The 24,100-nt window shown below is 62.1% G+C and carries 24 protein-coding genes; 12 read left to right on the forward strand and 12 right to left on the reverse strand.

Annotated features, from left to right (window positions below):
* Positions 1-476: FAD-binding oxidoreductase (locus ILT42_RS22410; protein ID WP_324617762.1), on the forward strand; the 476-nt coding region annotated here is incomplete at its 5' end.
* On the opposite strand, the gene ILT42_RS22415 is transcribed toward ILT42_RS22410, so the two are convergent.
* The 4 genes from ILT42_RS22415 to ILT42_RS22430 all read right to left on the reverse strand — a co-directional run bounded on the left by ILT42_RS22415 (position 473) and on the right by ILT42_RS22430 (position 4,402).
* Positions 473-907, reverse strand: coding sequence for an acyl-CoA thioesterase (locus tag ILT42_RS22415; protein WP_204218238.1), 435 nt, complete (start codon positions 905-907; stop codon positions 473-475). The genes ILT42_RS22410 and ILT42_RS22415 overlap by 4 nt on opposite strands.
* A gap of 2 nt (positions 908-909) precedes the next feature.
* Complete coding sequence (locus ILT42_RS22420) at positions 910-2,061, reverse strand: iron-containing alcohol dehydrogenase (protein ID WP_204218239.1); 1,152 nt, start codon at positions 2,059-2,061, stop codon at positions 910-912.
* A gap of 151 nt (positions 2,062-2,212) precedes the next feature.
* A complete protein-coding gene (locus tag ILT42_RS22425) occupies positions 2,213-3,529 on the reverse strand; it encodes a porin (protein WP_204218240.1) in 1,317 nt (438 codons plus the stop codon).
* Between the two features lie 537 nt (positions 3,530-4,066).
* The gene (locus ILT42_RS22430; protein ID WP_204218241.1) at positions 4,067-4,402 is read right to left on the reverse strand and encodes a hypothetical protein; all 336 of its coding nucleotides are present in this window, start codon (positions 4,400-4,402) and stop codon (positions 4,067-4,069) included.
* A gap of 508 nt (positions 4,403-4,910) precedes the next feature.
* On the opposite strand from ILT42_RS22430, the gene ILT42_RS22435 reads away from it, so the two are divergent.
* Together ILT42_RS22435 and ILT42_RS22440 are read left to right on the forward strand one after the other, a co-directional pair.
* Positions 4,911-5,330 (forward strand): hypothetical protein, encoded by a 420-nt coding sequence (locus ILT42_RS22435; protein ID WP_204218242.1) that lies wholly within the window; start codon positions 4,911-4,913, stop codon positions 5,328-5,330.
* Positions 5,331-5,409: 79 nt separating this feature from the next.
* Positions 5,410-6,141: an HAD family acid phosphatase gene (locus ILT42_RS22440; RefSeq protein WP_204218243.1), complete on the forward strand. Its 732-nt coding sequence runs from the start codon at positions 5,410-5,412 to the stop codon at positions 6,139-6,141.
* Between the two features lie 57 nt (positions 6,142-6,198).
* Here the strand turns inward: ILT42_RS22440 and ILT42_RS22445 are convergent, their stop codons facing one another.
* From ILT42_RS22445 to ILT42_RS22460, 4 genes are all read right to left on the reverse strand, one after another.
* Positions 6,199-7,701 (reverse strand): peptidoglycan-binding protein, encoded by a 1,503-nt coding sequence (locus tag ILT42_RS22445; protein WP_204218244.1) that lies wholly within the window; start codon positions 7,699-7,701, stop codon positions 6,199-6,201.
* A 114-nt stretch (positions 7,702-7,815) separates the two neighbouring features.
* Positions 7,816-8,295 (reverse strand): DUF2938 domain-containing protein, encoded by a 480-nt coding sequence (locus ILT42_RS22450; RefSeq protein ID WP_204218245.1) that lies wholly within the window; start codon positions 8,293-8,295, stop codon positions 7,816-7,818.
* A gap of 263 nt (positions 8,296-8,558) precedes the next feature.
* Complete coding sequence (locus ILT42_RS22455) at positions 8,559-9,446, reverse strand: ATP-grasp fold amidoligase family protein (protein ID WP_204218246.1); 888 nt, start codon at positions 9,444-9,446, stop codon at positions 8,559-8,561.
* A 90-nt stretch (positions 9,447-9,536) separates the two neighbouring features.
* Positions 9,537-9,800 (reverse strand): hypothetical protein, encoded by a 264-nt coding sequence (locus ILT42_RS22460; protein ID WP_204218247.1) that lies wholly within the window; start codon positions 9,798-9,800, stop codon positions 9,537-9,539.
* Between the two features lie 281 nt (positions 9,801-10,081).
* On the opposite strand from ILT42_RS22460, the gene ILT42_RS22465 reads away from it, so the two are divergent.
* Positions 10,082-10,813 carry a LuxR C-terminal-related transcriptional regulator gene (locus tag ILT42_RS22465; RefSeq protein WP_204218248.1) on the forward strand — a complete coding sequence of 244 codons (732 nt, stop codon included), beginning with the start codon at positions 10,082-10,084 and terminating at the stop codon, positions 10,811-10,813.
* 188 nt (positions 10,814-11,001) lie between these two features.
* Here the strand turns inward: ILT42_RS22465 and ILT42_RS22470 are convergent, their stop codons facing one another.
* Positions 11,002-11,319, reverse strand: coding sequence for a hypothetical protein (locus tag ILT42_RS22470; RefSeq protein WP_204218249.1), 318 nt, complete (start codon positions 11,317-11,319; stop codon positions 11,002-11,004).
* 616 nt (positions 11,320-11,935) lie between these two features.
* On the opposite strand from ILT42_RS22470, the gene ILT42_RS22475 reads away from it, so the two are divergent.
* The 3 genes from ILT42_RS22475 (at position 11,936) to ILT42_RS22485 (ending at position 14,763) form a co-directional block, all read left to right on the forward strand.
* On the forward strand, positions 11,936-13,423 hold the full coding sequence (locus ILT42_RS22475) for a PAS domain S-box protein (RefSeq protein ID WP_204218250.1): 1,488 nt from the start codon (positions 11,936-11,938) through the stop codon (positions 13,421-13,423).
* Positions 13,424-13,539: 116 nt separating this feature from the next.
* Complete coding sequence (locus tag ILT42_RS22480; RefSeq protein WP_204218251.1) at positions 13,540-13,725, forward strand: CsbD family protein; 186 nt, start codon at positions 13,540-13,542, stop codon at positions 13,723-13,725.
* A gap of 99 nt (positions 13,726-13,824) precedes the next feature.
* Positions 13,825-14,763, forward strand: coding sequence for a hypothetical protein (locus ILT42_RS22485; RefSeq protein ID WP_204218252.1), 939 nt, complete (start codon positions 13,825-13,827; stop codon positions 14,761-14,763).
* Between the two features lie 228 nt (positions 14,764-14,991).
* On the opposite strand, the gene ILT42_RS22490 is transcribed toward ILT42_RS22485, so the two are convergent.
* Both ILT42_RS22490 and ILT42_RS22495 read right to left on the reverse strand, forming a co-directional pair.
* Complete coding sequence (locus ILT42_RS22490; protein ID WP_204218253.1) at positions 14,992-15,924, reverse strand: dihydrodipicolinate synthase family protein; 933 nt, start codon at positions 15,922-15,924, stop codon at positions 14,992-14,994.
* A complete protein-coding gene (locus ILT42_RS22495) occupies positions 15,921-16,550 on the reverse strand; it encodes a LysE family translocator (RefSeq protein WP_204218254.1) in 630 nt (209 codons plus the stop codon). The genes ILT42_RS22490 and ILT42_RS22495 overlap by 4 nt, the downstream gene beginning before the upstream one ends.
* Before the next feature lie 518 nt (positions 16,551-17,068).
* Between ILT42_RS22495 and ILT42_RS22500 the strand changes: the two genes are divergently transcribed.
* The 3 genes from ILT42_RS22500 to ILT42_RS22510 are packed head-to-tail and all read left to right on the forward strand — an operon-like array spanning position 17,069 to position 19,889.
* Positions 17,069-18,094, forward strand: a complete 1,026-nt coding sequence (locus ILT42_RS22500) for an ABC transporter substrate-binding protein (RefSeq protein ID WP_204218255.1) — start codon at positions 17,069-17,071, stop codon at positions 18,092-18,094.
* Positions 18,091-19,131, forward strand: coding sequence for a FecCD family ABC transporter permease (locus ILT42_RS22505; RefSeq protein WP_204218256.1), 1,041 nt, complete (start codon positions 18,091-18,093; stop codon positions 19,129-19,131). The genes ILT42_RS22500 and ILT42_RS22505 overlap by 4 nt, the downstream gene beginning before the upstream one ends.
* The gene (locus ILT42_RS22510) at positions 19,128-19,889 is read left to right on the forward strand and encodes an ABC transporter ATP-binding protein (protein ID WP_204218257.1); all 762 of its coding nucleotides are present in this window, start codon (positions 19,128-19,130) and stop codon (positions 19,887-19,889) included. The genes ILT42_RS22505 and ILT42_RS22510 overlap by 4 nt, the downstream gene beginning before the upstream one ends.
* Before the next feature lie 346 nt (positions 19,890-20,235).
* On the opposite strand, the gene ILT42_RS22515 is transcribed toward ILT42_RS22510, so the two are convergent.
* Positions 20,236-21,426 (reverse strand): amidohydrolase family protein, encoded by a 1,191-nt coding sequence (locus ILT42_RS22515; protein ID WP_204218258.1) that lies wholly within the window; start codon positions 21,424-21,426, stop codon positions 20,236-20,238.
* Between ILT42_RS22515 and ILT42_RS22520 the strand changes: the two genes are divergently transcribed.
* Together ILT42_RS22520 and ILT42_RS22525 are read left to right on the forward strand one after the other, a co-directional pair.
* A complete protein-coding gene (locus tag ILT42_RS22520) occupies positions 21,404-22,300 on the forward strand; it encodes a GntR family transcriptional regulator (RefSeq protein WP_204218259.1) in 897 nt (298 codons plus the stop codon). The genes ILT42_RS22515 and ILT42_RS22520 overlap by 23 nt on opposite strands.
* 185 nt (positions 22,301-22,485) lie before the next feature.
* Positions 22,486-24,054 (forward strand): ABC transporter substrate-binding protein, encoded by a 1,569-nt coding sequence (locus ILT42_RS22525; RefSeq protein ID WP_204218260.1) that lies wholly within the window; start codon positions 22,486-22,488, stop codon positions 24,052-24,054.
* The last annotated feature ends 46 nt before the right edge of the window (positions 24,055-24,100 follow it).

Genomic DNA, 24,100 nt, shown 5'->3' on the forward strand with positions numbered 1-24,100 from the left:
CGGAGGCTGGATTGTTGGCCGATGGAGTCGTGGCACAATCCGTCGCGGATTCGCGCGCGTTCTGGGCGATCCGGGACGCGAACTCCGAGTTCGCTTCGCATTGCGGGCCTTGCGTGGATTTCGACATCGGCCTGGCCGTGGGCGTCATGGATGACTTCGCTCGTTTGTGCGGACAGTCTCTCGCGCAGCGCCTTCCCGGATGCGAGAGCTTCTTCTTCGGCCATGTGGGCGACGGTAACCTTCACATCATGGTCTCGACGCCTGGCGGCTACGATACCGACAAGCCGCTGATCGAGGAGACGGTCTACCGGCTCGTCGGGCGGTTCGGCGGCACGGTTTCGGCGGAGCACGGCATCGGGTTGACGAAAAAGCCCTGGCTGCATCTGGCCCGCTCCGATCAGGAACTGGCTCTCATGCGAGCGATCAAGTGCGCGCTCGATCCCAAGAGCCTCCTCAACCCGGGGAAAATCTTCTAACCGACGAGCAGCGGCGCAAGCGCTTGACGCATCTCATCCGGGATCGGGGTCGGACGTCCCGTGACGCGGTCCGTATAAACATGCACGAAGTGGCCTTGCGCGGATGCTTCGTCCGCGTCGCCGCGGAAGAGACCGATCTCGTAGACGACACTGCTGCGTCCCATCCGGCCGACGCGCAAGCCCGCATGAACCTCGTCGGGAAAGGCAATGGGGCTGAAATACTCGCACCGCGTCTCGACGACGAGGCCGACGACGGGGCTGTTGCGGATATCCAGGCACCCGGATCGAATCAGGAAACGATTCACGGCGGTGTCGAAGAACGAGTAGTAAACCACGTTGTTGACGTGGCCATAAGCGTCGTTGTCCATCCACCGCGTGGCAATGCCGAGGAAGCTGCGGTAGGCCGCACGTCGTTCGGGCGGAACCCGCATGGCTAAAGCGCCCTCTCGTAGATCGCCAGGACATCCTCCAGGCGGACCTCGCGAGGGTTGTTGACCAGAAGGCGGGTCTGCTTCATCGCATCCTCCGCGAGGCCGGGCAGGTCGCCCGCCCCAATTCCCACATCCCGCAGGCGCGTCGGCAGGCCGAGATCCCCCGGGAGGGTCTCCAGACGATAGAGGACCGCCTTCACCCGGTCGGCGGCCGAGCCGTCGACGTCCGGGATGAGGGTCGAGGCGAGTTCCGCGTAAAGCTCCTCGGCGGCGGGGGCATTGAAGCGCATGACATGGGTCAGGACGAGGGCGTTCGACAAACCATGCGGAACATGGAAGCGCGCGCCGATCGGGTAAGCCAAGGCGTGGACGGCCGCCACGGGAGCGTTGGCGAAAGCCATGCCGGCCAGCATCGAGCCAAGCAGCATGTTGTGGCGCGCATCGCGATTCGCGCCGTTGCGGCAGGCCTCTGTGATGTTGTCGCCAAGGAGTTTTAGCGCTTCCCTCGCCAGGGAGTCCGAAACAGGGTTCTTCAGCCGCCGGCTGGTATAGGCCTCGATGGCGTGCACCATCGCGTCGATTCCCGTGGCGGCCGTGACGGATTGGGGCAGGCCAAGGGTCAGGTCCGCATCGAGGACCGCCCAATCCGGCAGGAGAATCGGCGAGACAACGCCCTTCTTCTCCCCTGCCCCGGTCGTCACGATGGAAATGGGGGTGACCTCCGATCCAGTGCCGGCGGTGGTGGGCACGAGAACGAGGGGAAGCCGTGGCCCCTTGGCGAGGGCGACGCCGTAGATGTCGTCGAGCCGGTCCTGTCCGGCAGCCAGGAGAGCGACGAGTTTCGCGACGTCGAGGGAACTACCGCCGCCCAGTCCGAGGACGCCGTCGACCCGATGCTCGGCCACGAAGGATACCGCCGACCGTATGACAGCTTCCGGGGGATCGGCCACGACCTGATCGAAGATCGCCGTCGCCATGCCCTTGGACTCGAGCCCTCGCAATGCGGGATCCAGGAGACCGGCGTTGCGGACGCCGCGATCCGTCACGACCAGAATGGACTTGCAGCCGAGATCGACGAAAAGGTCGCCAACTCGTCCCGATGAGCCGCGCTCGACGAGAATCGAGCGGGCGGTCTGGAAGGTGAAGTTCTGCATCGGACCTCGCACGGGACGATCGGCACCAGGCCGATGGGATCCCGGGACGATACGCGAAGCCATGCCCTGGGCAACAGGGCCGAACCCTTCGGACAAAAAGAAAGCCCCGGTGTTTCCACCGGGGCTCCTTCAACCGGATCGGGTGAACCGATTAGAAGTCGCGCTGGACGCGGACGCGGCCTTCGACGGCGTCGGACGAACCGACCGTGCCGAACGGGGTCGCGATGCGGCCACGCGGATCGATCTTGGCGTAAATGACTTCGACGCCGAGGTCGAGGCCAGAAACCGGCTGCCAGAAGATGTTGGCGCCGACGCGGTACTCGTTGAAGTCGACGAGACCGATCGTGGTGCCGGCAGCCGTGATCGCCTGAGCGCCACCGCCGTAGTTAGCCCGCAGGTACGAACCGAAGAGGTTCGAACGCAGTTGCGGGGTCCAGTAGTGACGCAGACCACCGGCGATCGACCATGCACGGGACTTCTTGAGGTCGCCGGACAGCGGGTTGATGTAGCCGTCGGTCAGCAGGATGTTGCTCGAGCCGAACTCGGTGACCGGGCTGATGATCGTGCCGGCGTTGCCGCCGTTCAGGTAGGCCGGAGCGCCGTCGGCGTAGGTGGCGGCAACCCAGAGGGCATCGCCAGCGCCGAGCATCGGCAGGTTCACGCTACCAGCGAACGCAACAGCGAAGCCGTACTCGGTATCGGCGTAGTCAGAGAAGCCGTTGATCGTGTACAGGTTGTTGCTGCGAACCTGATGGATCGCGCCCGAGAGCTGAGCGGTACCCCAGGTGCCGGTGTACTTGATGTTACCGACCACGTCCGGAACGCGCTGACCGGCATAGGTGAAGGCCAGGGCGTTCGGGCCGCCGGGGATGAAGCCGACGGAGCGGCGCTCGAGACCGTCTTCGATCGACAGCGTGGCCGAGAAGCCGTTGCCGAAGGTGAAGGTGTAGGCCAAGAGGTCCACGTCCGGCGCGTCGTCGAAGCGCAGCGTGCCCATGTGACCGGTCGGCAGATCCGAGTTCGAGAAGAACGAGGTCACGCGACCGGCGGTCAGGCCACCGAACTGAACGAAGGCCTGAGCCACGTTCGGCGAGGTGCCGATGGCGCCGGTGTTGCCGAACGGCGTGGCCGAGCTGCGGGTGATCTCGAAGCGGACCACCGAGCGGAGCAGGCCGTAAGCGGTAGCCGTACGAGCGTCGAGCTGGATACGACCGCGAGCGCGGAAGCCGACGGCGTCCGAAGCGCGGGTCTGCGGGGTGTTGAAGAGATAGTCGGCACGAACGCGGCCGGAGACGCGCAGGCAGGTATCCGTACCCGGGATATAGAAGAATCCAGCACCGTAGGTGGAGCAAACGCGAACGTACTCAACCGGAGCCGCCTTAGCGACCGGAAGATCCGCAGCGTAAGCGCCTGCAATGCTCATAAGCCCCGTTGCCGACCCGAGGAGAAGGCTCTTAACGAGCTTCATTAGATGACCTCCCACTTTCTGTGTTGCATCATGATGTCCTGCATCCCTTGTAAGGAAAAGCACGGTCAATCTATGAAGGATCCGCAGAGGAAAGCTATGGCTTAGCCGCAACACCTAGGAATTTGATGCAGTTGAGGCAAGAACCTGAATACAAGTTTACTCATTGATTTCTATGGATAATATGCAATATATGCTTCAATGTATCAAATAAAAAATATCTGATTTGTTATATTATATCTCGTTAACCTTCTCTTAAGCTTTTGTTGACGCGTCAGCAGATGTGTGCGGTAGATATCATGTTTTCGGCCTGACCTCCGAAGACAACGAGACTACTTCACCCTGCCTTCGGGCAGGGTTTTTTCTTGTCAGAACCTATTACTGCTTCGCTTCGCGGGCGCTTCCGCAGAGGCATATACATGCCGCTTCGCAATTCGAACCTTCGCGGCACGTCGGACGCGGGGCGGTCCGTGGCCGGCTGGCGCCTGCGGTACAACCGATCATCCGCATCGCTGCGGACTGCGCCCAGGTGAAGCCGCCTCAGCGAGTGGGCTTGTTCGAACGACCGGCCGGACGAGGCCCAGCCCCCTCGGTCTCGCCAGGCCCGGCGTCCGAGTGTCGGCCGCCCAATGCGCGATGGAGCTCGAAGAGGTTCTCGAACGCGCGGTATGCCAGGGGGTATAGTTCAGCATCCGTGACGATCGCGGCATTGCCCGCCAAACCGTCGTCGACAGCTTTCATGAGAGCGGCCGCGACCCGGATCGCCTCCCCGCGATCCGCTTCACGGACCCGAGGCGCCTGGCCCGAAGCGCGAAGATCGCTCAGGCGCTCCTGGCGCGAGAGTTCGATATCGTCTTCGGAATCAGGATAAGGCATCGGTCGTCCCTCGTTCGCGCCGTTCCAGAAGCAAGTGGGTCCGGAGTTATGCCGTCACCGCTGCGTTCAAACCGTGACCGGGGACCGATGCGGGATCCCTCGAATCACACTCCTCCGCCACTTTCGGATACAGGTCCGAAAACAGGAAGACCGGCCGGAGGGCGGTCTGCATTCATATCGTCTGAAGAGATCGGCGATGGAAACGGGCTCCACCGAAACTGTCTCCACCGGCCCGGCTCTGCTCTGAGGGAAATCCCCAGGCAAGACAAGCCCCATGATCAAGGCCCGGTCGGCTCATCCACATGTGGCCTCGGATCCCCGGAGGAGCGCGAAGATCAAAACCTGCACCGACATTAGGCGTGTCTGGCGCAGGCGGGTCTCGACTGACAGGCCTTGAAGGTTCTAAGCTGAGGTGTGCCCGATCGCGGCCCAGTCGGCCAGACAGTCCAGGATCATGCGCTCACCGACAACAAACGGCTTTCGCCACACGGTAAGGCTCAAGAACACGATGACGGACACAGATATGAGCGAGGAAGAGATCGAGACCGTCGCGCGGGAACTCGCCAAGGTCGGCGGCACCTCATGGTATCCGGGGCGCCCGAAGGGTGCGGTGCTGCGTCGCGTCGGCGACCGCTACCGGGATCAGGCCCGGGCCGTGATTCAGGCCTATCGGCGCGCTCACGGGGATGTGGCGCCTGAATCCGGAGGCCAGGCGTCTCAGGGCAAGCGGGACGCTGAAGGACCCCGCTCGGATCTTCGGGTGGGCGACATCGTGGTCTATCGCCGTGACGGTGAACTGAGGGCGGAGCCCTGCCGCATCACGCAGATCGAGAACGGCAGGGCCTATCTGACCCCCGTCGCCCCCCAGGCACCCGGCTGGGTCCCCCTCCCGGACGAATCGCCGGCGGTGGGCTCCGGCAAAGCCTAGACCAGCATCGGGCTGGTCCAGACAGAACCTGGGCCCGGGCGTCACGGGATCCGAACATAGACCCAATGGGGGGACGAGGATGCGGGGTGTGGGTCGGACGGCGCGTTATCGGGCTCTGCTGGTCGGCGGCTTCGTCGTGATCGGCACAGCCGCCTGCACCACCCCGGCACCCCAGACGTCCGCAGGCTTCCCGGAGCAGCCTGGCAACGTGGGAGACGCCAAGCTCGCGGCGGCAGCTTATCGACGGAGCGGAGACTACGACCGAGACCTTTCGGCGGTCGCCTCGAGGGCCAGTGCCTGGCTAGGCGAGCGCATCCCGCACGTCAGCCGCGCGGCCGTCGTGTTTGATATCGACGACACCGCCCTCACGAACTGGGAGGTGATCAAGGCCAATGATTTCGGCCGGGTCTTCGGAGGGCCGTGCCGCACGCTTCCGGAGGGCCCGTGCGGCTGGGTCGCCTGGGATCTGCTGGGACGATCCCCGCCGATCCCTCAGGCTCTGGCGGTCTTCCGGCAGGCTCGATCGCTGGGCGCGGAGATCTTCTTCATCTCGGGCCGGGATGAAAGCCAGCGGGCCGCGACCGAGCGGAACCTTCGCGCTGCGGGCTATGACGGGTATCGCGGCCTGATCCTGACCCCGCGCGGGAGCCGATTCGCCTCGGCCGCCGATTTCAAAGGCCCGCAGCGGGCAGCCATCGAGCAGGCCGGATACACGATCGTGGCCAATATCGGCGATCAGCCCTCCGACCTGGCGGGCGGTCATGCCGAAAGAACCTTCCTGATGCCTAACCCCTTCTATCGGATCCCGTGAGGCTCCACGCACTACATCCGCAGGATCTTGCGCGGCAGGCGGCGAATCCGCCTGCGGTCAAGGGCACCGATCGAATACGGCGGGCCGTGGAGCAGCGCCCCGGCCCACCAGCGATCGGTCGATCAGGCGCCCATTGATGAGTTGGAGATGGACCTGGGCCGTTTCCGAGGCGGCGCCCCGGGAGCACAGAGCCGTTGTCCGCCAGCCATCGGCGGCCCGCTGGAGGGGCGGATCGAGACGGCACAAGGCTCCGCCCGCCTCGATGCTACGGGCCGTGACCGAGATGCGACCCACTCGGTTGGGATCCGCGCAAGTGCCGGGATCCTGGGCCCAGTCGCCGAATGGCGTGAGCGTCGCCGGGACGAGGGCGGGCCGCCTGAGCGCGTCCTCGACGGTTGCATCCCAGAGATCGTTGGGCTCGAGCCCGTTGGCGACCTTGAAGTCGGTAAGGGCCGACCGAGAGGCGATGCCCCAGACCCCGTCGCCCTGCTTACGATAGTAGCTCAGCCGGTTCAGATAGGACTGGATGGCGGCCGCGTCGTTGGGATTGAGAGGATGCAGGCTCGCCCCAGGGCTGGGTGCGAAGGGCCGGAACAGACCTGCGGCGGTGTCCTCGTTGAAGGGTGGCTGATAGCCGGCCCAGGCGGCCTGGGACCGGTCGTCGAACAGGGCCGCCTGAGTTTTGACGTCCCAGGCATCGTCGAATCCCAGGCCGTTGTTGCCCTTAAACCGTCGTAGAGCGATTCGTGACCGCGGTCCCCACACCCCGTCCACCAAGCCCTGAAAATAGCCCCGCTCGTGCAAGCGCCTCTGAACCTGGCCGGCGACATCGAGGCTCGCGAGTTCCATCGGCCGAGGCTGCGCCGGGGCCGCGTCCGGCTGCCCCTGGGGATTCGTCTGCGGGTCTCGGGTGGGGGCCGGAACCCGAAGCTGAAGTGGTGCGGGACCGGACGGCAGACCGGGAGGCTCGGCCCGCATGGCCGTCGTGGACGGCGGCAGGGGAACCGAGAACTCGGAAACTTGGATTCCAAGGACCTCCGCGTCCCGAAAACTGAGGGATTTGGCTTCGTCTGGGCCTGCCTGCGTAATGTACACGATGGCATTATCCCGCAACCCGAGGGAATAGAGATAGGCACCGACCAGGGCGTTGCCGCTGCCGGTCTCCACCTTCTCGCCGTCCTTGAGCATCCAGGCGGCGTGGAATGCGATGTGTGACCTCGGCCCGGCATACCGCGTCTTGCCCCCGAGCCACGCAAGAGCGCAGGCCGAGGCGCATGTCTCGTCATTCATAACCAGGGTGTTCAACCCCGCATCCCGGATGGCCCGTCCGATGCCGAGACCGGCCAGCAGGTTGCCGCCGAGGCTGTCGAACACGACCAACCCGCCGGTCCAGCCCGCGACCTTCTCCCGGAAGACGCGCTCGTCCCCAAAGTCCAGCCGGCCTTCGACCCGAACGAGACTCGTCCGATCGCCTGGGAGAACCGTTATACTGGCCGCCCGAGCACTCGCACTGACGCCAAGAAGCATCAGGACGCAAAGACACTGCTTCAGCCAGTTCATGGAAATCGCTCGACTGTTCGGCCAAGTCTTATCCTAAGTGAAGGTCCAGCCTCAGATCCATGCACACTTCGGTTGTACCCTTTTTATACTTCCGGGGGTGGTTCGGGTCTGAGACTATCGAATCGCCAGGGCGGTGCCGTAGAGGCCAAGCCCGAAGACCAAGTGCCCAAGGATGTTGAGAAACCGGATCTGGCCCGCATTCGGCCGTTTGCTGGCCGCGATCCCCGCCCCCATCCCGGGCTGGAGCACGAACCATCCCAATCCGACGGTGGCCAGGCCGACGGCCAGAGGAGGCAGCAGAGTGGGGTTTGCCAACCATTGCGCGGAGGTCATTGCCAGGAGGAGGACGGCGAACAGGATCCCGACCAGATAATGGCCAACCCAACCGGCAACTCGTTCATGGGAGAATGGGTCCGCTAGGGAGATGTCGTCGTGGAACGCCCTGCCCTGGAACAGGTGGCAGAACCAGCGCCCGACCATACCCCAATTGGAGAGCGGCACCCCGAATGCCCGGTTCAGGAACAGTCCCCAAAGATCGAAAATCAGCGTCGCGCCGATACCGAGAAGAATCGCGTGATAGAGAAATTCGGCCAAATCGGCTCTCCCCGGAGGCTGGCTCGTTGAACCCGGGACGGTTGTGTGATGGGTCCGCCACCGCTCCCATGTCCTCGGGGCCGTCCGCCCGATCTCCATTCCCTCAAACACGCATGGGCGATCTTTGTCGAGAGAGACGAAGGCAGGATGAGAGCCGCGCGGCGATCAGCGCCTTGAGTGTGGGCGGCCGAGGGCTGACCGAATCATGAAACCGATGAGGAGGCCGCAATGAGAACGCATCGAAGCCGAAGATCCGGGCGAGGTCATGCGACGGTCCTCGCGGGGGATGCAATGCCTTTCTGGAGACTCCAATGCGCCCCGAGTTCGGCATCGAAGCTGGCCGGATGGTACCGAGCGTAACCCGACGCCGGGTAGAACGTGGTCTCCCCGAAATAGACCCGCTCATGGACCTCATAGAGATCGACTCGCACGAAGGTGAAAGACGACCCGATCGCCTCCACGATCCGCTTCATCTCGTCGAGCCGGGATGGACGATCGATCCGCTGAGGGGTGTCGGGGAAGGACGAGCGCACCTGGAGCCTGCGCCAGTTCGGATCGTAGATCGCACGCTCGCGGCCGTCGCCGAATCGCTCGACATCCACCTGAATGAGCTGCACCGCTCCATGGAACACGAAAAACTTGTAATCGGCCGGTGCCACGGTTCCGTCGCCGATCATCGACTCGATCATGATCGCGGGCTCGATGCGCTCATACAACCATTCGCGCGTCCTCGTGCCGTAAACGTTCTTGAGCCAAGAGCGGCACTGCGACCGGACGCTCGCCCAATCCATGGACTCGCCGTCGCGAACGAAGATCGTCTCGCCGCAGGAGTGGGTTGGCTTGATGACGAACGGTCGCTTGAACGAATCGAAATCCAGGTCGTCGATGTCGCGCCCGGTCCATAGGGTCGGAATGACGTATTGGGACCCGACCATGGCTGAGACCAAGTGCTTGACTTTCGCCTTGTCGGCAAAGACTGGCAGGCGCGGATCCCGGTCGTAGAGCTTCCGATGCTGCACTTTCTCGGTGAACGTCATCGGAAGCGTCAGATTGGGCAGCCGGCCATGAGCTCTGAAGTATTGCAGCTGAACGGCCAGCTTATCGGGTAACAGGTTCCAGACAGACTGCTTGATCGACGGAATGTGCAGCATGTGCTGGCGGTCTCCGATTGTGCTCGCTTGGTTTGTTTCGGCGAAGGCGATGTTTCTGCGCCACGATCTGCAACTCAGAGGTGGATGAACTCAATTGGATTCGCCGATTTCGGTTGTGGCCTTGGCAAACGAGCTGACCTGCGATCGCGCCTTACAAGATCCACCGCGCTCAGCCATGAATCGATGCGGTGGAGGCTCCTCGACGACGCCCATCGTCTCCGGCATCACGAACGTCTCGCTGATCGGGCAAGGTGCGTCGTGCGGCGAATGGTCCTTGGCCGATTCCGGTACGCTGTACAACCTTCGCTCGACCCCGATGGTTCGTACGGCCAACCGCAGAGCATGATCATTCATCGCCAAGTCCACCTGCCTTGACGCTATGAACGTTGAGGGCGTCAGGTTTATTCCGACTACCTTTGGACGTCTATCGAGCAGCGGCTTCACTGAGACGATTCGTGCTGCCGGTCTGCACCAGCGCGTATTTCGAAACTAGCCCTAACAACGCTTAGCTCGAAAAGTTCCTACCCCTCCAGGCCAATACACAGACGCTAGCGCTTCATCCTATAACCCATGTCAATTTCCAGCCCCGGAAGCCTAATCCATTCGAGCTGCGCGCAAGCAGCGGAGGTTCAGACGTGTCTCTCTCGTTCGCCGATACCCAAACCGCCAAACCTGTTCACCCGCAGCGTGTCGGGCTGTTCATGAAGACCTCCTTGGTCAAAACGGGCCTTTCCTACATCATCGCGAGCCATGGCTTCGACGTGCTGCCGGACGATTGCGATCTGCGCGCGGCCCAGCCCGACATGGTAATCGTCGAAGCCGAGAGCGATCTCGCTCAGACCGCGGCCTACCTCGATCACATCAAGGCCATGTGCCCCCACACCTTGGTCGTCGTCCTGGCGGAGACCTTCGACCGCCTAGGACTCCTCCAGCTCCAGGCCGCAGGAGCCGACGGCTTCTGCCTGACCATGATGAGGTCCGAGGTTTTGATCAAAGCCCTCGAGATCGTCCTCTTGGGACATATGTTCGTTCCCAGCGGCATTCTCGACCGCCTGCTCGAGGAGAGCGCATCATCTCCGGCCAGCTTGCCGGAAAAGCGGGAGAAGCGAAGCGACGTCGACCATCCTTCGCTGCACAAGTTGTCCCAGCGGGAGGCCCATATCCTACGAATGCTGATGCGCGGAGACGCCAACAAGGTCATCGCGAACAAGCTCGACATCGCCGAGGCGACCGTGAAGGTTCACGTGAAGGCCATCCTCCGTAAGATCCAGGTCTCCAACCGGACTCAAGCCGCCATCTGGGCCAGCGAGCACCTTGCTCAGGACACGATCGACGGACATACACCGGCCGGTCTTTCGAACCGCTGACCGCGCGTGATGAAACGGGCGGAAGCCCGGAACAGCAAAAGGGCCTCGCAGTGCGCGCGAGGCCCAGGGCCTGATCCCGACCTAACTTCACTTGCGCGCGGATGAGCCAGTCTTGAGGCGCCCCTCTCGTGACCATCGCGGCGGAAGGAGAGTTTCACCCCAGCCTCGCCCGAAGGCCTTCTCCGAACCTACTGGCGGCGTTTGCGTTTGATGCTCCCGGTTGTGGTGACGTCGGACGAGGCAAGCTTTCCGCCGTTTCCGAGATGGGCCGTGCTCCAGGCGATATTCTCCCCGGGACGGAGTTGAGCCGCGAGCTTGCGCGTCTCCTTGGATGCGGTTTTGTCCTGCGACACCGGCCTGAAGCTCGCCATGGTATGCCGGCTGCCGGGCGTCCCGACGAAGACGCGAAGTCCGTCGGGGAACATGACCATATCGCCAGGCCGCAAGGTGCTGTCCTTGAGCAGAGCCTCGACGGGATTGTCGATCTCCCCCAACGGCCGGGGCACAATCGGAAGCTTAATGGCGGGCGAATCGACGCTTGCCGGTTTTGGAGCGACTGGGGCCCGTCGCCTGGGCCTCTCGAGTCCCGGATCGGGGATGGGGCTGAACACGGGAGACGGCGGGGGCGGAGGAGAGAAGAGCCGGAAGAAGCCGAACAGGCCCTCGGCATGGGCTGGAAGAGCCGTCAGCCCGAGGGACAACGCCGCAATGGAGGATAGCCTCCTAACCCAAGGTTGTCCGCTGCCCCTGATATTCATGATTGCCTCCGCCGATTGCCAAGCAACGCAGCGAAATCGTGATCGTTCCTGACAATTAAGGGCGAGCCTACGCGGTTGCTCCAAGACGATCAGGCCCATCTCGTTGAATCCCGGCTGTCCAGTTTGGTTCAATCTAAACATCTATTCCTATCGAATGGTCCAATCGCGAGAGCTTGACTGGACTCGGGGCGGCGAAATCTCTGCCGTGGAGGTTGAAGACTGCGCGCCCGTGCCATCCGCTTCCGAGACCGAAGCGTTGCACTGAGTCGTTCCATCTTGGGCAACTGAGCGAGCATGCGAGCCGTCGGGGTGGCCGTGGCGGCCAAGGGCGTTAAGTCCCACCTGTGATTTTGGAACGGTGACGATGGAACGGCTGAAGCGCGACGAACTTGAGGATGTGGTGAGCGCCCTCACCGAAGGCGTCATTTTCATCGAGCCGGACCAGCGCATCACCTATGCCAATCCGGCCGCGCTCACGATCCATGGGGTCGAGAGCCTGGAGGATTTGGGGCGGACGGTGGATGAGTACCGCGCCCGGTTCCTTCTGCGCTACCGCAATCACCACTCGCTGAAACCCGAAGAATATCCGTTCGAACGCGTCCTGGCTGGGGAGGTTTTCGATCAGGTCGTCGTCGAAGTCGAGAGGACGGGCGATCCCGACCAGGCCTGGACGCATCGCATCCGAAGCCTCGTCGTGACGGGACCGGACGAGAAGCCGAGTTACCTGGCGCTCGTGATCGCGGACGTCACGGAGCAGTTCGAGGCGCAGGACCGGTTCGAACGCACCTTCGCGGCCAATCCTGCCCCGGCTCTGATCTGCCGTCTGGCGGATCAGACGTTCGTCAAGGTCAATGAAGGCTTCCTCGAGATGACCGGGTATGCCCGAGAGGACGTGCTCGGGCATACACTGCGCGACATCGATGTCTTTCAACAGGCCGACCGTCGCGATCTGGCTCTCGAGAGAATGAATGCCGGCGAGACGATCCCTCAAATGGAAGCCAATCTGCCGGTCTTGGGCGCAAGCGATAAGCTCGTGGTCGTCGCGGGGCAGCCTCTCGAGGTCCAGGGCGCCGCGTGCATGCTGCTGACATTCGCGGATTTGGAACCGAAGCGACAGGCCATGTCGGCGCTCAAGCAGCGCGAGGAGCAACTCGCCAAGCTGTTCCGCCTCGCCCCGAACCCGATGTCGATTTGGCGCAAGAAGGATCGAATTTTCCTCGACGTGAACGAAGCCTTCTGCAGCGTGACGGGTTACACGTCCAAAGACATCGTCGGACACTCCTCGGCGGAAATCTCCCTGACGGATGAAGACAACCGCATCCGCTTCCTGAACGAGCTGGAGGCTAAGGGGCGGGTATCCTCGTTCGAGACTCGACTGAGGCGCAAAGACGGAGACGAGTTGATCGTCCTGATCTCGGCCGACAGCGTGATGATCGACAGCGACGAATGCCTGCTATGCGCCTTCCAAGACGTTTCCGCGCGTAAGCGCACCGAGGCGGAACTGATGCGCGCCATCGAAACCGTGATGAGCGACGCATCCTGGTTCAGCCAGGCGGTCATCGAGCGGCTGGCCGTTCTCCGCGCGCCCTTGCAGTCGAAGGAGGCCCCAGGCGGCACGGCAGTCTCTGACCTGTCCCTTCGGGAACGCGACGTGCTGGAGCGACTGTGCCGCGGCGCGTCCGACCCTCAGATCGCGGAGGATCTCGGTGTATCGCCCCATACCATCCGGAACCATGTGGCGAGCCTGTTTCGCAAGATCGGCGTGAATCGGCGGAGCGCCGCCATCGTCTGGGCCCGAGACCGCGGGATCGGCGATGGGCAGCCCGCGCGGGCCAGGAGACGGCGGCGCTAGTGCGGGCCTACTAGTCGCCGTAGTAGCAATTCATCATTTGGAACCTCCGCTCGGAGGGCGGGTTAAGCACGTGTTTTCGGCACCCTGTCCCAGCCGAAACATCAGGAGTTTCAACGATGAACGACGATCAGATCAAAGGTACCGCCAAGCAGGTCAAGGGCTCCGTGAAGGAAGCCTTCGGCAAGATCACCGGAGACACCAAGACAGAGGCCGAAGGCAAGGCCGAGAAGGCCGCCGGCAAGGTCCAAGACGCCTACGGAGATGCCAAGGAAGACGTGAAGCGCTCCGTCGACCGCACCTGAGCGACACCACCCTACCCAAGATGAGCCGCAAGCGTCTGCGGCCGGTGAGCGCCGCAGACACTTGCCTGGAGTCCGGCTGAACACGAATAGGAGCGTTTCATGAGTTTGCCTGTAGGGTCCGATGCCGGACCGGTTCGCGGCGCATACGGCCTCTCGCCCGTACCCGCCAGCCCTTCAGAGGCGGTTGTCGGAACCGTTCTGATCAATCGCGTGTCCTGGGGCGCCGTTCTGGCGGGCGTCGTCATCGCTCTCGTCGTGCAGCTCTTGCTCAACATGCTCGGTGTTGGGATCGGAGCCGCGACCCTCGACCCTGGAACGGCCGATAACCCCTCGACGGCGTCGTTTTCCATCGGCGCGGGCATCTGGTTCCTCGCATCTGGCATCGTCGCCTCGCTGGCAAGCGGCTATGTGGCAGGACGCCTGTCGGGCCAGCCCAGGCGCTCGACGGCCGGATGGCACGGCCTCACCGCATGGGCGGTCACCACTCTGGTCATTTTCTACCTGCTGACATCGGCCATCGGCGGCATTATCGGAGGCGTGTACGGCACCTTCACCCGAGCCGCCGGCAGCGTCGCTTCGACCGTCGGAGCGACGGCCCAAACGGCCGCTCAGGTCGCCGCACCCAACCTATCGGCCCTGGCCGATCCCTTCTCGTCGATCGAGCAGTCGATCCGAACGAACGCCGACCGGACGGATCCGGCAGCACTACGGGATGCGGCCGTCTCCGCCATGCGGGCACTGGTCACCGGTGACGAGGCGCAGGCCGCCCAGGCACGCGATCAGGCCGCACAAGCCATCGCGGCCGCCCGGAACCAGCCTGTCGAGCAGGCCCGCGCGGATGTTCAGCGCTATGAGCAGCAATACCGCCAGACCGTCGACAACGCCAAGAGGCAGGCGACTGCCGCGGCGGAGGCGACCGCCAAGGCGACGTCGCGGGCCGCCTTGTTCGGGGCTCTCGGGTTGATCCTCGGCGCCCTTGCCGGTTGGCTTGGAGGCCGGATGGGAACGATCCAGCCCGGCCTGCATCCGTCGAACTGATATCGCTTGCGCCAACCGACCGGATCACCGCGAATCCGGTCGGTTGGGACGATAAACCGGAAACGGTCCTCACCGCGAAGACTGCGCCCCCATGGGCGTCCAACGCCATCGCGTTTGTCGGACACCGAGAAGATCTCGGCTTGGGCTCGGTTCGCAGCAGCCGAAACGCGAGCGCCCGGCAGTCAGGGTGATCAACCGTCAATATTCCGCCCATGAGCGCGGGCGGATTTATTGAGGGACGAAGGGCCCCTCATTCTCAAGGCTGCCCAAGGCGGCCTCGACCCGGCCATAGGCTTCCTGCGATAGGGGCAGAATCGGGCGCGGCGGCGCGATCGTGGCAAGACCAAGAAGCTCGGCCATGGCGTGCATGACGCGGAAGCTGCCGAACTCTCTGAAGAGGGCCCAGAGCGGCTCGAAGGAGGCGTTGATGGCCATCGCCTTCGGACCATGGCCGCCTTGCGCCGCGCGCGTCAGGGCCAGGGCTGGAGCGGGCAGCAGGCCGGCAACCACACTGTACCAGGCATCGCAACCTGCCAGCAGAGCGTCGGCAGCGCCCCAATCCCCGCTGTAGCCGATGGCGAAGCTCTCGGGGGTGATTGCCCGCAGACGCTCCATCTCGCCCGAGAAATCGCCGTCTCCCGGCAGCGGCATCTTCACGGCTGCGATGTGTGGCACGTCCGCCAAACGCGCGATCAGCTCGGCACTGAAGGTGAATTTTGTCGTGCTTGGATTGTTGTAGATGCACAGAGGCAACCCTCCGGCCTCCGCAACGGCACAGAAATGCGCGAAAACCTCGTCGTCAGTCAGGGGCGTGTAGGACACCGGAGCAAGCAGCAGGCCATCGGCGCCGGCAGCCTTAGCGTCCCGTGCGAGCGCCACGGCCTCGTCGGTCCGCAATGCACCGACTCCGACGATGACCGGGATCCGACCGCCAACGCACCCCACCGCCACGCGAACAGCCCGCTGCCGTTCCTCTCTGCTCAGATAGGCGTAGCCGCCGGTACTGCCGAGCAGACCGATGGAATCGGCTCCCGCCTCTTGAATACGCTCGAGGAACCGGCAGAGCACGTCCTCCTGGAGATGTCCCGCCGCATCCGTCGGCGTCAAAGGGAAAGCCGAAAGGCCGTGGAACAATCCCGACGCGTTCTGGACGGTCTTCATGGGCGTGCCAGAAGCAGGCGCAATCCCGCCAAGCCGAACACGACCGAGAGAACGCCCTCGATCCATCGCCGGGCTCTGCGGTACACGCGAACCATCCGCGCCGTCGAGAACAGTAGGGCATAGCCGCCAAAGATCGTCACGCTCAGGACGGCGCATCCCCCGAGGACCGCAGCGGCGCCCTGCCAGGATGCTTCGGTGCCCAAACCCAACGTCACCAGGGCGATCCATGCCAGAACCGATTTCGGGTTCCCGAGATGCATTAGCAGACCCTGTCTGTAGAGCGCTCCCCTGGACACGACCGAACGGGGTCCTTCGGAGGCTTGCTGATCGGCGCTCAGGGCGGCCCGTCCGGCCTTGAAGGCGAGGAACAGGAGATAGAGCCCTCCGAGGATCTTGAGAACCGTCATCACTTGGGCATAGCGGGCGAGAAGAACGGAGATCCCCGTCGCTGCCATGACGCCCCAGAAGACGGAACCGGTCACGACTCCAGCCGCCAGGGTCAGCGCCGCCGCCCGGCCCTGGCGCATCGCCACACCCATGATGCGCATATTGCTTGGGCCTGGACTGCCGGCCGCAATGACGTAAGTCGCGTAGACAAGCAGGAGGTGCTGAAGTTCAGCGCTCATCGAGATCATCCCCCGGGTCGCCGAGTCCCGGACCCCAAGTCGCTAACCGCAGCGAAGACCATCAGAATACCGGCAACAGTGTTCCGCGCAATTGACAATCTGCCTAGATGACTGAGCGCGACCTAGAGGCCAGACGCGCTGCCGTCTTGGAGCTTCGACATCGACGCCTGCGCGAATTGAGGAAATGTCCCAGGAACTCAGAACCGCCTCATCGATGGAAAAGCCGAGCGATCGAAGTTTCCGAGAGAATATCGCGGGACAGAACCTCGGCGCAGTCAACCCAGACAGGATGAGCGGGCCTCCGTCTCTGGAACGCTCGAACAATGATTTACCAGAGCATCTTGCAAATAAAACTCAAGCATCTCTCCAATGACACCAGCTGCAATACTACCGACCAAAGGGCCGCAGCATTTTAGAGCTATTCCAATCGATGTTGTTTCGCTCAAACCTCCTTGTTTCCGAAGCCTGAGGTGCGATAAAGGCAGGCTCCTTCCCATTTTTAAGACGCGGGCGTTCCCATGAGTATTTGGTCGGCATTTCGAATTCGTATCGGCATCTGCGCCGGATTCGCTCTTGGGGCGACGTCGGCGTTGGCGGCTCCGACGCAGTACCCGCTCACCATCGACAATTGCGGGGCGAAGGTGACGATCGAAAACGCACCGAAACGCGCCGTCGGACTTGGTCAGAACAGTGCGGAGATCCTACTTATGCTCGGCCTCCAGGATCGGATGGTCGGAACTGCCTTCTGGCCGAGCAAGGTCCTGCCGCAACTGGCCGCGGCCAACGCGAAGGTCAAACTTCTCACTGTGGAGTTTCCGACCTTCGAATCGATCCTCGCGGAAGATCCCGACTTTGTGGCCGCCGCTCTGCCCACCCTTCTGGGCGAGTCCAGCAAGGTGGCCAAAAGGCAGGACTTCGAGAAAGTTGGCGTCTCGAGCTACCTCTCGCCGAGCACCTGCCTGGAGCGCAAGGAAGGCAACGATGCGTATGGCAGCCGCGGCTCGCTGTGGAACATGGATTCTCTCTACCGCGAGATCGATGAGCTTTCGCGCATCTTCGACGTGGCCGACCGTGGGCAGGCTCTGATTGCGGATTTCAAGGCGCGCGAGGCTTCCCTTCGCACCCGCGTTCCGGCCGGGGACAAGAAACTGTCCTACGTCTTCTGGTTCTCGAGCCCCAGCCCTTCCGCGGACGCCTATCTTGGCGGCAAGAACGGAGCGTCGGGTTTCATCGCCGATCTGCTTGGGGGGCGTAATGCCATCGACACCGAGGCCGAGTGGCCGACCCTTGGTTGGGAGAGCATCATCGCGACAAATCCCGACGTGATCGTCGTCGCCAGCCTGGATCGCAACCGCTGGGAGCTCGACAAGCCCGAAGCCAAGATCAAGTTTCTGACCACGGATCCGGCGGTAAGCCAGATTCCTGCTGTGAAGAGCAAGGCCATTGTGGTCATGGACGGCCAAGCTATGAACCCGACCATCCGCACGATTTATGGAGCGGAACAGATAGCCGACCAGCTTAAGGCCATCGGTCTGGTGAAGTGACCGCTTCGCGTCATCTGGCAGGGCAGCTTTTCGTCCTTGGCGCTCTGCTGCTGGCCTCTTTGGCGGCGATCGGGGTCGTCGTTGGAATAAGCGTCGGGATCGGCGATCTTCCGATCCCGCTTGCAACCACGTTGTCAGCTGTGACCAATCGGCTCGGATGGACGACAGCCGAACTCAATCGCATCCACGAGACGGTCATCTGGGACTACCGGTTGAGCCGCGCCCTTGTCGCGGCATTTTGCGGTGCCGGCCTTGCGCTGTCGGGAGCGATCCTGCAGTCCCTCCTGAGAAACCCGCTGGCCGAACCCTATGTGCTCGGGATTTCGGCGGGAGCGTCCACTGGAGCCGTCGCGATTGTCATCCTCGGCGTCGGCTCGGGCGTCCTGTCACTGTCGGCGGGCGCCTTCGCAGGCGCCTTCGCGGCCTTCCTGTTCGTCGCGCTGCTATCGAACGGGACGCGCGGCGGAGCGGATCGCACGATCCTCGCGGGCGTTGCCGCTTCTCAGCTCTTCAACGCAGCCACCTCCTATATCGTCACGACGTCGGGCAATGCTCAGCAGGCTCGCGACGTGATGTTCTGGCTCCTGGGCAGCTTTGGCGGTGTTCGCTGGCCCGAGTTCACGCTCGTTTCGGTCATCGTCGGCCTCGGTCTCATAGCCTGCCTGTTCTATGCCAGAGTGCTGGATGCCTTCGCGTTCGGCGACGAGGCGGCGGCCGCGCTCGGGGTGAATGTGGGCGGCGCGCGAGCCGCACTGTTCGCGCTCACGGCCATGATGACCGCCACGATCGTGAGCATGGTGGGCTCGATCGGCTTCGTGGGGCTTGTCGTACCGCATGCGGCGCGCTTCGTGGTCGGGCCACTTCATAGCCGCCTGCTCCCTGCCTGCGCCATCGCTGGCGCGATCTTCATGGTCATGGCCGACATCGCATCTCGGATTCTCATCCCAAAGCAGGTCCTGCCGATCGGCGTGGTCACGGCTCTCGTCGGTGTACCCTTCTTCTCCGTTATTCTCTATCGGATCCAGCGTCCGTCATGAGCATCAGGACCGACAACCTGATCTGGAGGATCGGCAGGAAGACCATCCTCGATGGTGTAACCTTCCAGGTCAAACCGAACGCAATGCTGGGGTTGCTCGGCCCGAACGGATCGGGCAAGACATCGCTCCTGCGGCTCCTTGCCGGCCTGAAGCAACCGCATTCAGGTCACGTCATGCTGGACCGAACCGATCTCAAGTCCATCAGCCGGCGGGACATTGCACGACGCGTTGCCTTCGTGGAGCAGCACGCCGCGACCAACTCCAACCTACGGGTGGTCGACGTCGTCAAACTCGGCCGCTTCCCGCACCGCTCGATGTTCTCGGGCTGGACCCCGGACGATCAGCAGGCGATCGAGTACGCCCTCGAGCGTGTCGGGATGGAGGACAAGCGCACTGAGCGTTGGCAAAGTCTCTCCGGCGGTGAGAAACAGCGCGCCCATATCGCGAGGGCACTGGCCCAGTCACCCAAGGAATTGCTCCTCGACGAACCGACGAACCACCTCGACGTCCAGCATCAGATCGGACTGCTTCGCCTCATTGCCAGCCTGCCCGTTACCAGCGTTATCGCCCTCCATGATCTCAATCATGCGGCTATGTTCTGTGACGAACTTATCGTATTGAGCCAGGGAAGGATCGTGGCAGCAGGCACGCCTGAGGATGTCCTGACGGAGCCTCTGTTAAAGGACGTCTTCCGGATCGAGTCTAGGGTCGAGACCTCGCCTTACCATGGACGGCCCCACATCCACTACCTGCGCTGAGACGGTGGAAGCACATTCTGGATCGTTCCGGAATGATGATGGTTCCCTTTCAGCCAGCGTTCGCGGCCATGAGCATAAGTATAGACCATTCGGCGTCGTTCATGCTGGTAGCTCTAGCAGACTCGTCTACTCCCCTTGTCGTAGAGACCTTGCTGTCGATGGGCGGTCTTTACTTCATCAACCAGCTGGCATGTCACCGACACGTTCTCGAGCTATCAGACGGCTCGGCCTCGAGCCTGTCATGACGAGCGTTTCGGACAAGTATTAGCACGTTGTCTCAATCACGCTGACAGACAGGTTGGAAATCCAACTCCAAGCGCTGCCCGCATGTGGACCTACGTCCACATCAAGCTGCCGCCGACATTATGGCTCCGTTCCTTGCGATCACTTTCCCATTTTTGAGTACCAATTTGCGGGGTCGGCGGCTCACAACGGCTTCCGGAAGGGTTTCGCCTTCGAGCAAAACAAGGTCGGCTTTGCAGCCGACCTCCAAGCCATAATCAGCGAGATTCAACATCCGCGCTCCGCCGAAAGTGCAGATGTCAAGAGCTAAAGCGACCTCGTCGTCGCGGCGCAGGTTGTTGCGCAGCCCGATGAGTACAGCCCGCTCAAGCATGTCGGGATTGTTGTAGGGCCCCCAGGTATCGCGTACGCCATCGGAGCCTGCCGCAACAACGATACCGGCTTCCACCAGCCGCTTGACCGCTGGTGCCGGCCGCGAGGCTGGTGCCGTGGTCAGGACATGGATCTGCGTCTCAGCCAGAGCGTCGATGAGGGCTGCGACGTAGTCTTGATCGGTCATGCCAAGGCAAAATGCATGACTGATCGTCACTCTTCCCTGAAGACCCAGGGCCTTCGTTCGTTCAGTAATGAGCTCCATGGAGAACGCGCCCAGTTCCGCCGGTTCATGGAGATGGATGTCGACCGGAACACCATAACGTTCGGCGAGATCGAACACGACATCGAGGTGGCCCTTTGGATCGCGGTCGATCCCGGCCGGATCGAGTCCACCGACAACCTGAGCGCCGAGTTGAAGAGCCTTCTCCATAAGATCCACGGTACCGGGTCGTATGAGCATACCGCTCTGCGGGAAGGCCACGAGTTCAATCTCGACCAAATCCCGATGTCGCTCCCGTGTTTCCAGAACTCCCTCGATCCCGGCAACACCGACCTCCGTATCGACATCGACGTGTGTTCGGATATGCGTCGTGCCAAGGGAGGCTGCGAGGATGGCCTGCCGAGCGGACTGGCGAGCGGGATCGATCCCGAGAACACGCCTTTGCAACCTCTCATTATCGATTTTGGCGAGCAAGCTCGGACCAACGTCATTGCGATACCAGTCCATGCCGAGGAGCGTCTTATCCATATGCGTATGGGCCTCGACGAGCCCGGGGATCAGGATACCTCCGGCGCCGTCCAGGATCTCCGCCCCCTCCGAGACTTCCTCACCATAGCCTGAGATCCATCCGTCGCGGATGATAATGGACGTCGGGTCTCCACCCATCGGGCGAACGTTGCGGATCACCAAGCTGTTCATCTGCGTCCTCAAGGCTCAGGTTACGATTGGGCAACATATCAAGCCAGGTTGCCAAGACAAGCATATTGTATACAATGAAGCATACAAAACGCCAGCCAAATTCGTGTCTTCCCTGTTAGTCAAACTTGTGGAACACAGTTCGCCCCTCGATATCTTCAACAGTATTTCCATGAACGCGCCAGTGAGAAAGCCTAAGTCAACCGCCGGTACCCGGAGCGATTCCGTTTATGCTGGATTGCGCCGCGCCATTATCGAGCAGGCGCTCATGCCAGGGGACAAACTGACGGAGGACGTCATCGGTGATCGGTTCGGCGTCAGCCGAACGATCGTCAGGACGGCTCTGGCGCGTCTCCACGCGGAGGGCTTGGTCGACACGCGACCCAACAGGGGCGCCATGATCGCTCAGCCGAGCTTGTCCGAGGCACAGGACGTTTTCGAGACTCGGATGTGCCTTGAGCGCCAAGTCCTTGCGAGGCTTGCGGAAAAAATTACAACTGAGGAAGTCGAGCAACTGCAAAGGCATGTCCATCTTGAAGTGAAGGCCAGTGGGCACGATGGACCAGCAGGTATCCGTCTAGCTGGCGAGTTCCATATTCTTCTTGCCTCCCTCTCCGGCAACAAAGTTCTGGCCCGCTATGTCGACGAAGTGGTCTCCCGCTGCTCGCTCATCCTGGCGCTCTACAGCCGACCTCACTCTTCCGATTGCTCGATCAACGAGCATCAGCAGATCATCGATGCTCTCAAGGCGGGGAACAGCCAAGCTGCGATCGATGCCATGGATCACCATCTTCGGGCGGTGACCGATCGAGCACTCCTGTCCTCGTCCGACAAGCACCGAGATATCCGGTCCATTCTCGACCGCTACACGTCCTGAGACCGAGGCTTCGAACTCCTTCAGCGATCCGGCACAGCGAGCTGCATACACACCCACTCGAGGATCGCGGCGACCAGCGATTGGCAAAAGTTACCAACGCGCATTGACGCCTCTTTTTTTGTATGCAACTTTTTCTTCCAATTGTATCCAATAATAAAATTCCAGAGGAAAATTGGAGGCCGAAGATGAAAGCTCGACTTGCTGCCAGCCTGATCGTCACTGCCAGCACCCTGATCGGAATAGGGGCAGAGGCCAAAACCCTGAGATGGGCCTCGCCCACGGACATCACCACGCTCGATCCTTACGCTCATACGGAGAGCTTCACGACGAGCATGTTGCACCATGTCTTCGATCCCTTGGTGCGACGCGGTCGTAATCTGGAGTTGGAGCCCGCTCTGGCCGTCAGCTGGAAGACGGTGAATCCTGAGACGTGGCGTTTCGAACTGCGCCGAAACGTGAAATTCCATAATGGGAATCCCTTCACGGCGGACGATGTCGTCGCATCGATCAGCCGCATCCTCGATCCAAGCGCTCGGGCTCGTGGAAACCTCGCGACGGTTGTCAAAGCGGAGAAGGTCGACGACTTCACGGTCGACATCGTTACGAAGGGTCCCTACCCGCTCCTGCTCAACGATCTCGCCGGCATCTACATTCTCGATAAGGAATGGATGGAAGCCAATAACGCCCTCAAGCCGGGCAATATTGCAACCGGCGTTACCACGGCGGCGTCCACTACAGCCATCGGCACAGGCCCGTTCAAGGTCGAATCCTACAAGCCGGACGCTGGCACGACATTCGTAGTCAATTCCGATTGGTGGGACAAACCTCAGCACAATCTCACTCGCATCGAGTTCAAGCCGGTGAAGTCGGATGCTACCCGCGTTGCGGCTCTCTTGTCAGGCGAACTGGATCTGATTGCCCCTGCACCTCTTCAAGATCTTCAGCGGATATCATCATCCCAAGGGTTCAAAGTGGTTGAAGAGCCGTCTCTGCGCCTGATCATGCTGTCGCTCAACTTCCGCCCGGAGTTGAAGGCGATGCCGGGACAGAAGAACCCGCTGTTGGACGAAAAAGTACGCCAAGCCATGTGGCATGCGATTGACCTTGAAACCATCAAGAAACGCGTGATGCGCGACAAGTCGCGGAATACGGGTACGCTTGTCGCTCCGCCCGTCCCCGGCTACGCAAAGGAGAACGACGTTCCGCTTGCCTATGATCAAAGCAAGGCGAAACAGCTCCTCACGGAGGCCGGCTACCCCAATGGTTTCAAGACGAAGCTGAATTGCCCGAACGATCGCTACATCAATGACGAGCAAACCTGCGTCGCCATTGCATCCATGTGGGCGAAAGTCGGCATCCAGGCAGAACTTCAGACCGAGTCCCGTGCGACCTACTTCCCGCGCCAGGATAGAGGAGAATTCGACGTCTCCATGGTGGGTTGGGCTACCTTGCCTCCCATGGATGGGTTCAGCGTTCTCTCGTCGTTGCTAACGGAGCAGAAGGACGGCTACGGAGGCTCCAACGCCGGCACCTATAGCAACCCAAAGGTCGAAGAACTGACGCGCAAAGCGGCCGTAGAACTCGACGAAGCCAAGCGTCGAGCGATGCTTGTCGAAACGCTCAAAGTCGCCCGAGACACTGTGGCATACATCCCGCTTCATCAACAACCCGTCGCCTGGGCCGTTCGGGACGGGGTCGACGTCCCGCAATTTCCCGATGAGTACGTCCGTCTGTGGTTCGCTAACGTGAAGTAAGATTGCAGGAGGAGAGCGGCTCGCCCAATTGTGGCGGCCGCTCCGG

It is taken from the genome of Microvirga pudoricolor (assembly GCF_016892705.1).
GTDB classification, from domain to species: Bacteria; Pseudomonadota; Alphaproteobacteria; order Rhizobiales; family Beijerinckiaceae; genus Microvirga; species Microvirga pudoricolor.

Bases quoted from the DNA above. Each gene is read 5' to 3' on its own strand.
- ILT42_RS22415 (WP_204218238.1), bottom strand. From the start codon at position 907: ATGCGGGTTCCGCCCGAACGACGTGCGGCCTACCGCAGCTTCCTCGGC.
- ILT42_RS22420 (WP_204218239.1), bottom strand. From the start codon at position 2,061: ATGCAGAACTTCACCTTCCAGACCGCCCGCTCGATTCTCGTCGAGCGC.
- ILT42_RS22425 (WP_204218240.1), bottom strand. From the start codon at position 3,529: ATGAAGCTCGTTAAGAGCCTTCTCCTCGGGTCGGCAACGGGGCTTATG.
- ILT42_RS22430 (WP_204218241.1), bottom strand. From the start codon at position 4,402: ATGCCTTATCCTGATTCCGAAGACGATATCGAACTCTCGCGCCAGGAG.
- ILT42_RS22435 (WP_204218242.1), top strand. From the start codon at position 4,911: ATGACGGACACAGATATGAGCGAGGAAGAGATCGAGACCGTCGCGCGG.
- ILT42_RS22440 (WP_204218243.1), top strand. From the start codon at position 5,410: ATGCGGGGTGTGGGTCGGACGGCGCGTTATCGGGCTCTGCTGGTCGGC.
- ILT42_RS22445 (WP_204218244.1), bottom strand. From the start codon at position 7,701: ATGAACTGGCTGAAGCAGTGTCTTTGCGTCCTGATGCTTCTTGGCGTC.
- ILT42_RS22455 (WP_204218246.1), bottom strand. From the start codon at position 9,446: ATGCTGCACATTCCGTCGATCAAGCAGTCTGTCTGGAACCTGTTACCC.
- ILT42_RS22460 (WP_204218247.1), bottom strand. From the start codon at position 9,800: ATGAATGATCATGCTCTGCGGTTGGCCGTACGAACCATCGGGGTCGAG.
- ILT42_RS22475 (WP_204218250.1), top strand. From the start codon at position 11,936: ATGGAACGGCTGAAGCGCGACGAACTTGAGGATGTGGTGAGCGCCCTC.
- ILT42_RS22480 (WP_204218251.1), top strand. From the start codon at position 13,540: ATGAACGACGATCAGATCAAAGGTACCGCCAAGCAGGTCAAGGGCTCC.
- ILT42_RS22485 (WP_204218252.1), top strand. From the start codon at position 13,825: ATGAGTTTGCCTGTAGGGTCCGATGCCGGACCGGTTCGCGGCGCATAC.
- ILT42_RS22490 (WP_204218253.1), bottom strand. From the start codon at position 15,924: ATGAAGACCGTCCAGAACGCGTCGGGATTGTTCCACGGCCTTTCGGCT.
- ILT42_RS22495 (WP_204218254.1), bottom strand. From the start codon at position 16,550: ATGAGCGCTGAACTTCAGCACCTCCTGCTTGTCTACGCGACTTACGTC.
- ILT42_RS22500 (WP_204218255.1), top strand. From the start codon at position 17,069: ATGAGTATTTGGTCGGCATTTCGAATTCGTATCGGCATCTGCGCCGGA.
- ILT42_RS22510 (WP_204218257.1), top strand. From the start codon at position 19,128: ATGAGCATCAGGACCGACAACCTGATCTGGAGGATCGGCAGGAAGACC.
- ILT42_RS22515 (WP_204218258.1), bottom strand. From the start codon at position 21,426: ATGAACAGCTTGGTGATCCGCAACGTTCGCCCGATGGGTGGAGACCCG.
- ILT42_RS22525 (WP_204218260.1), top strand. From the start codon at position 22,486: ATGAAAGCTCGACTTGCTGCCAGCCTGATCGTCACTGCCAGCACCCTG.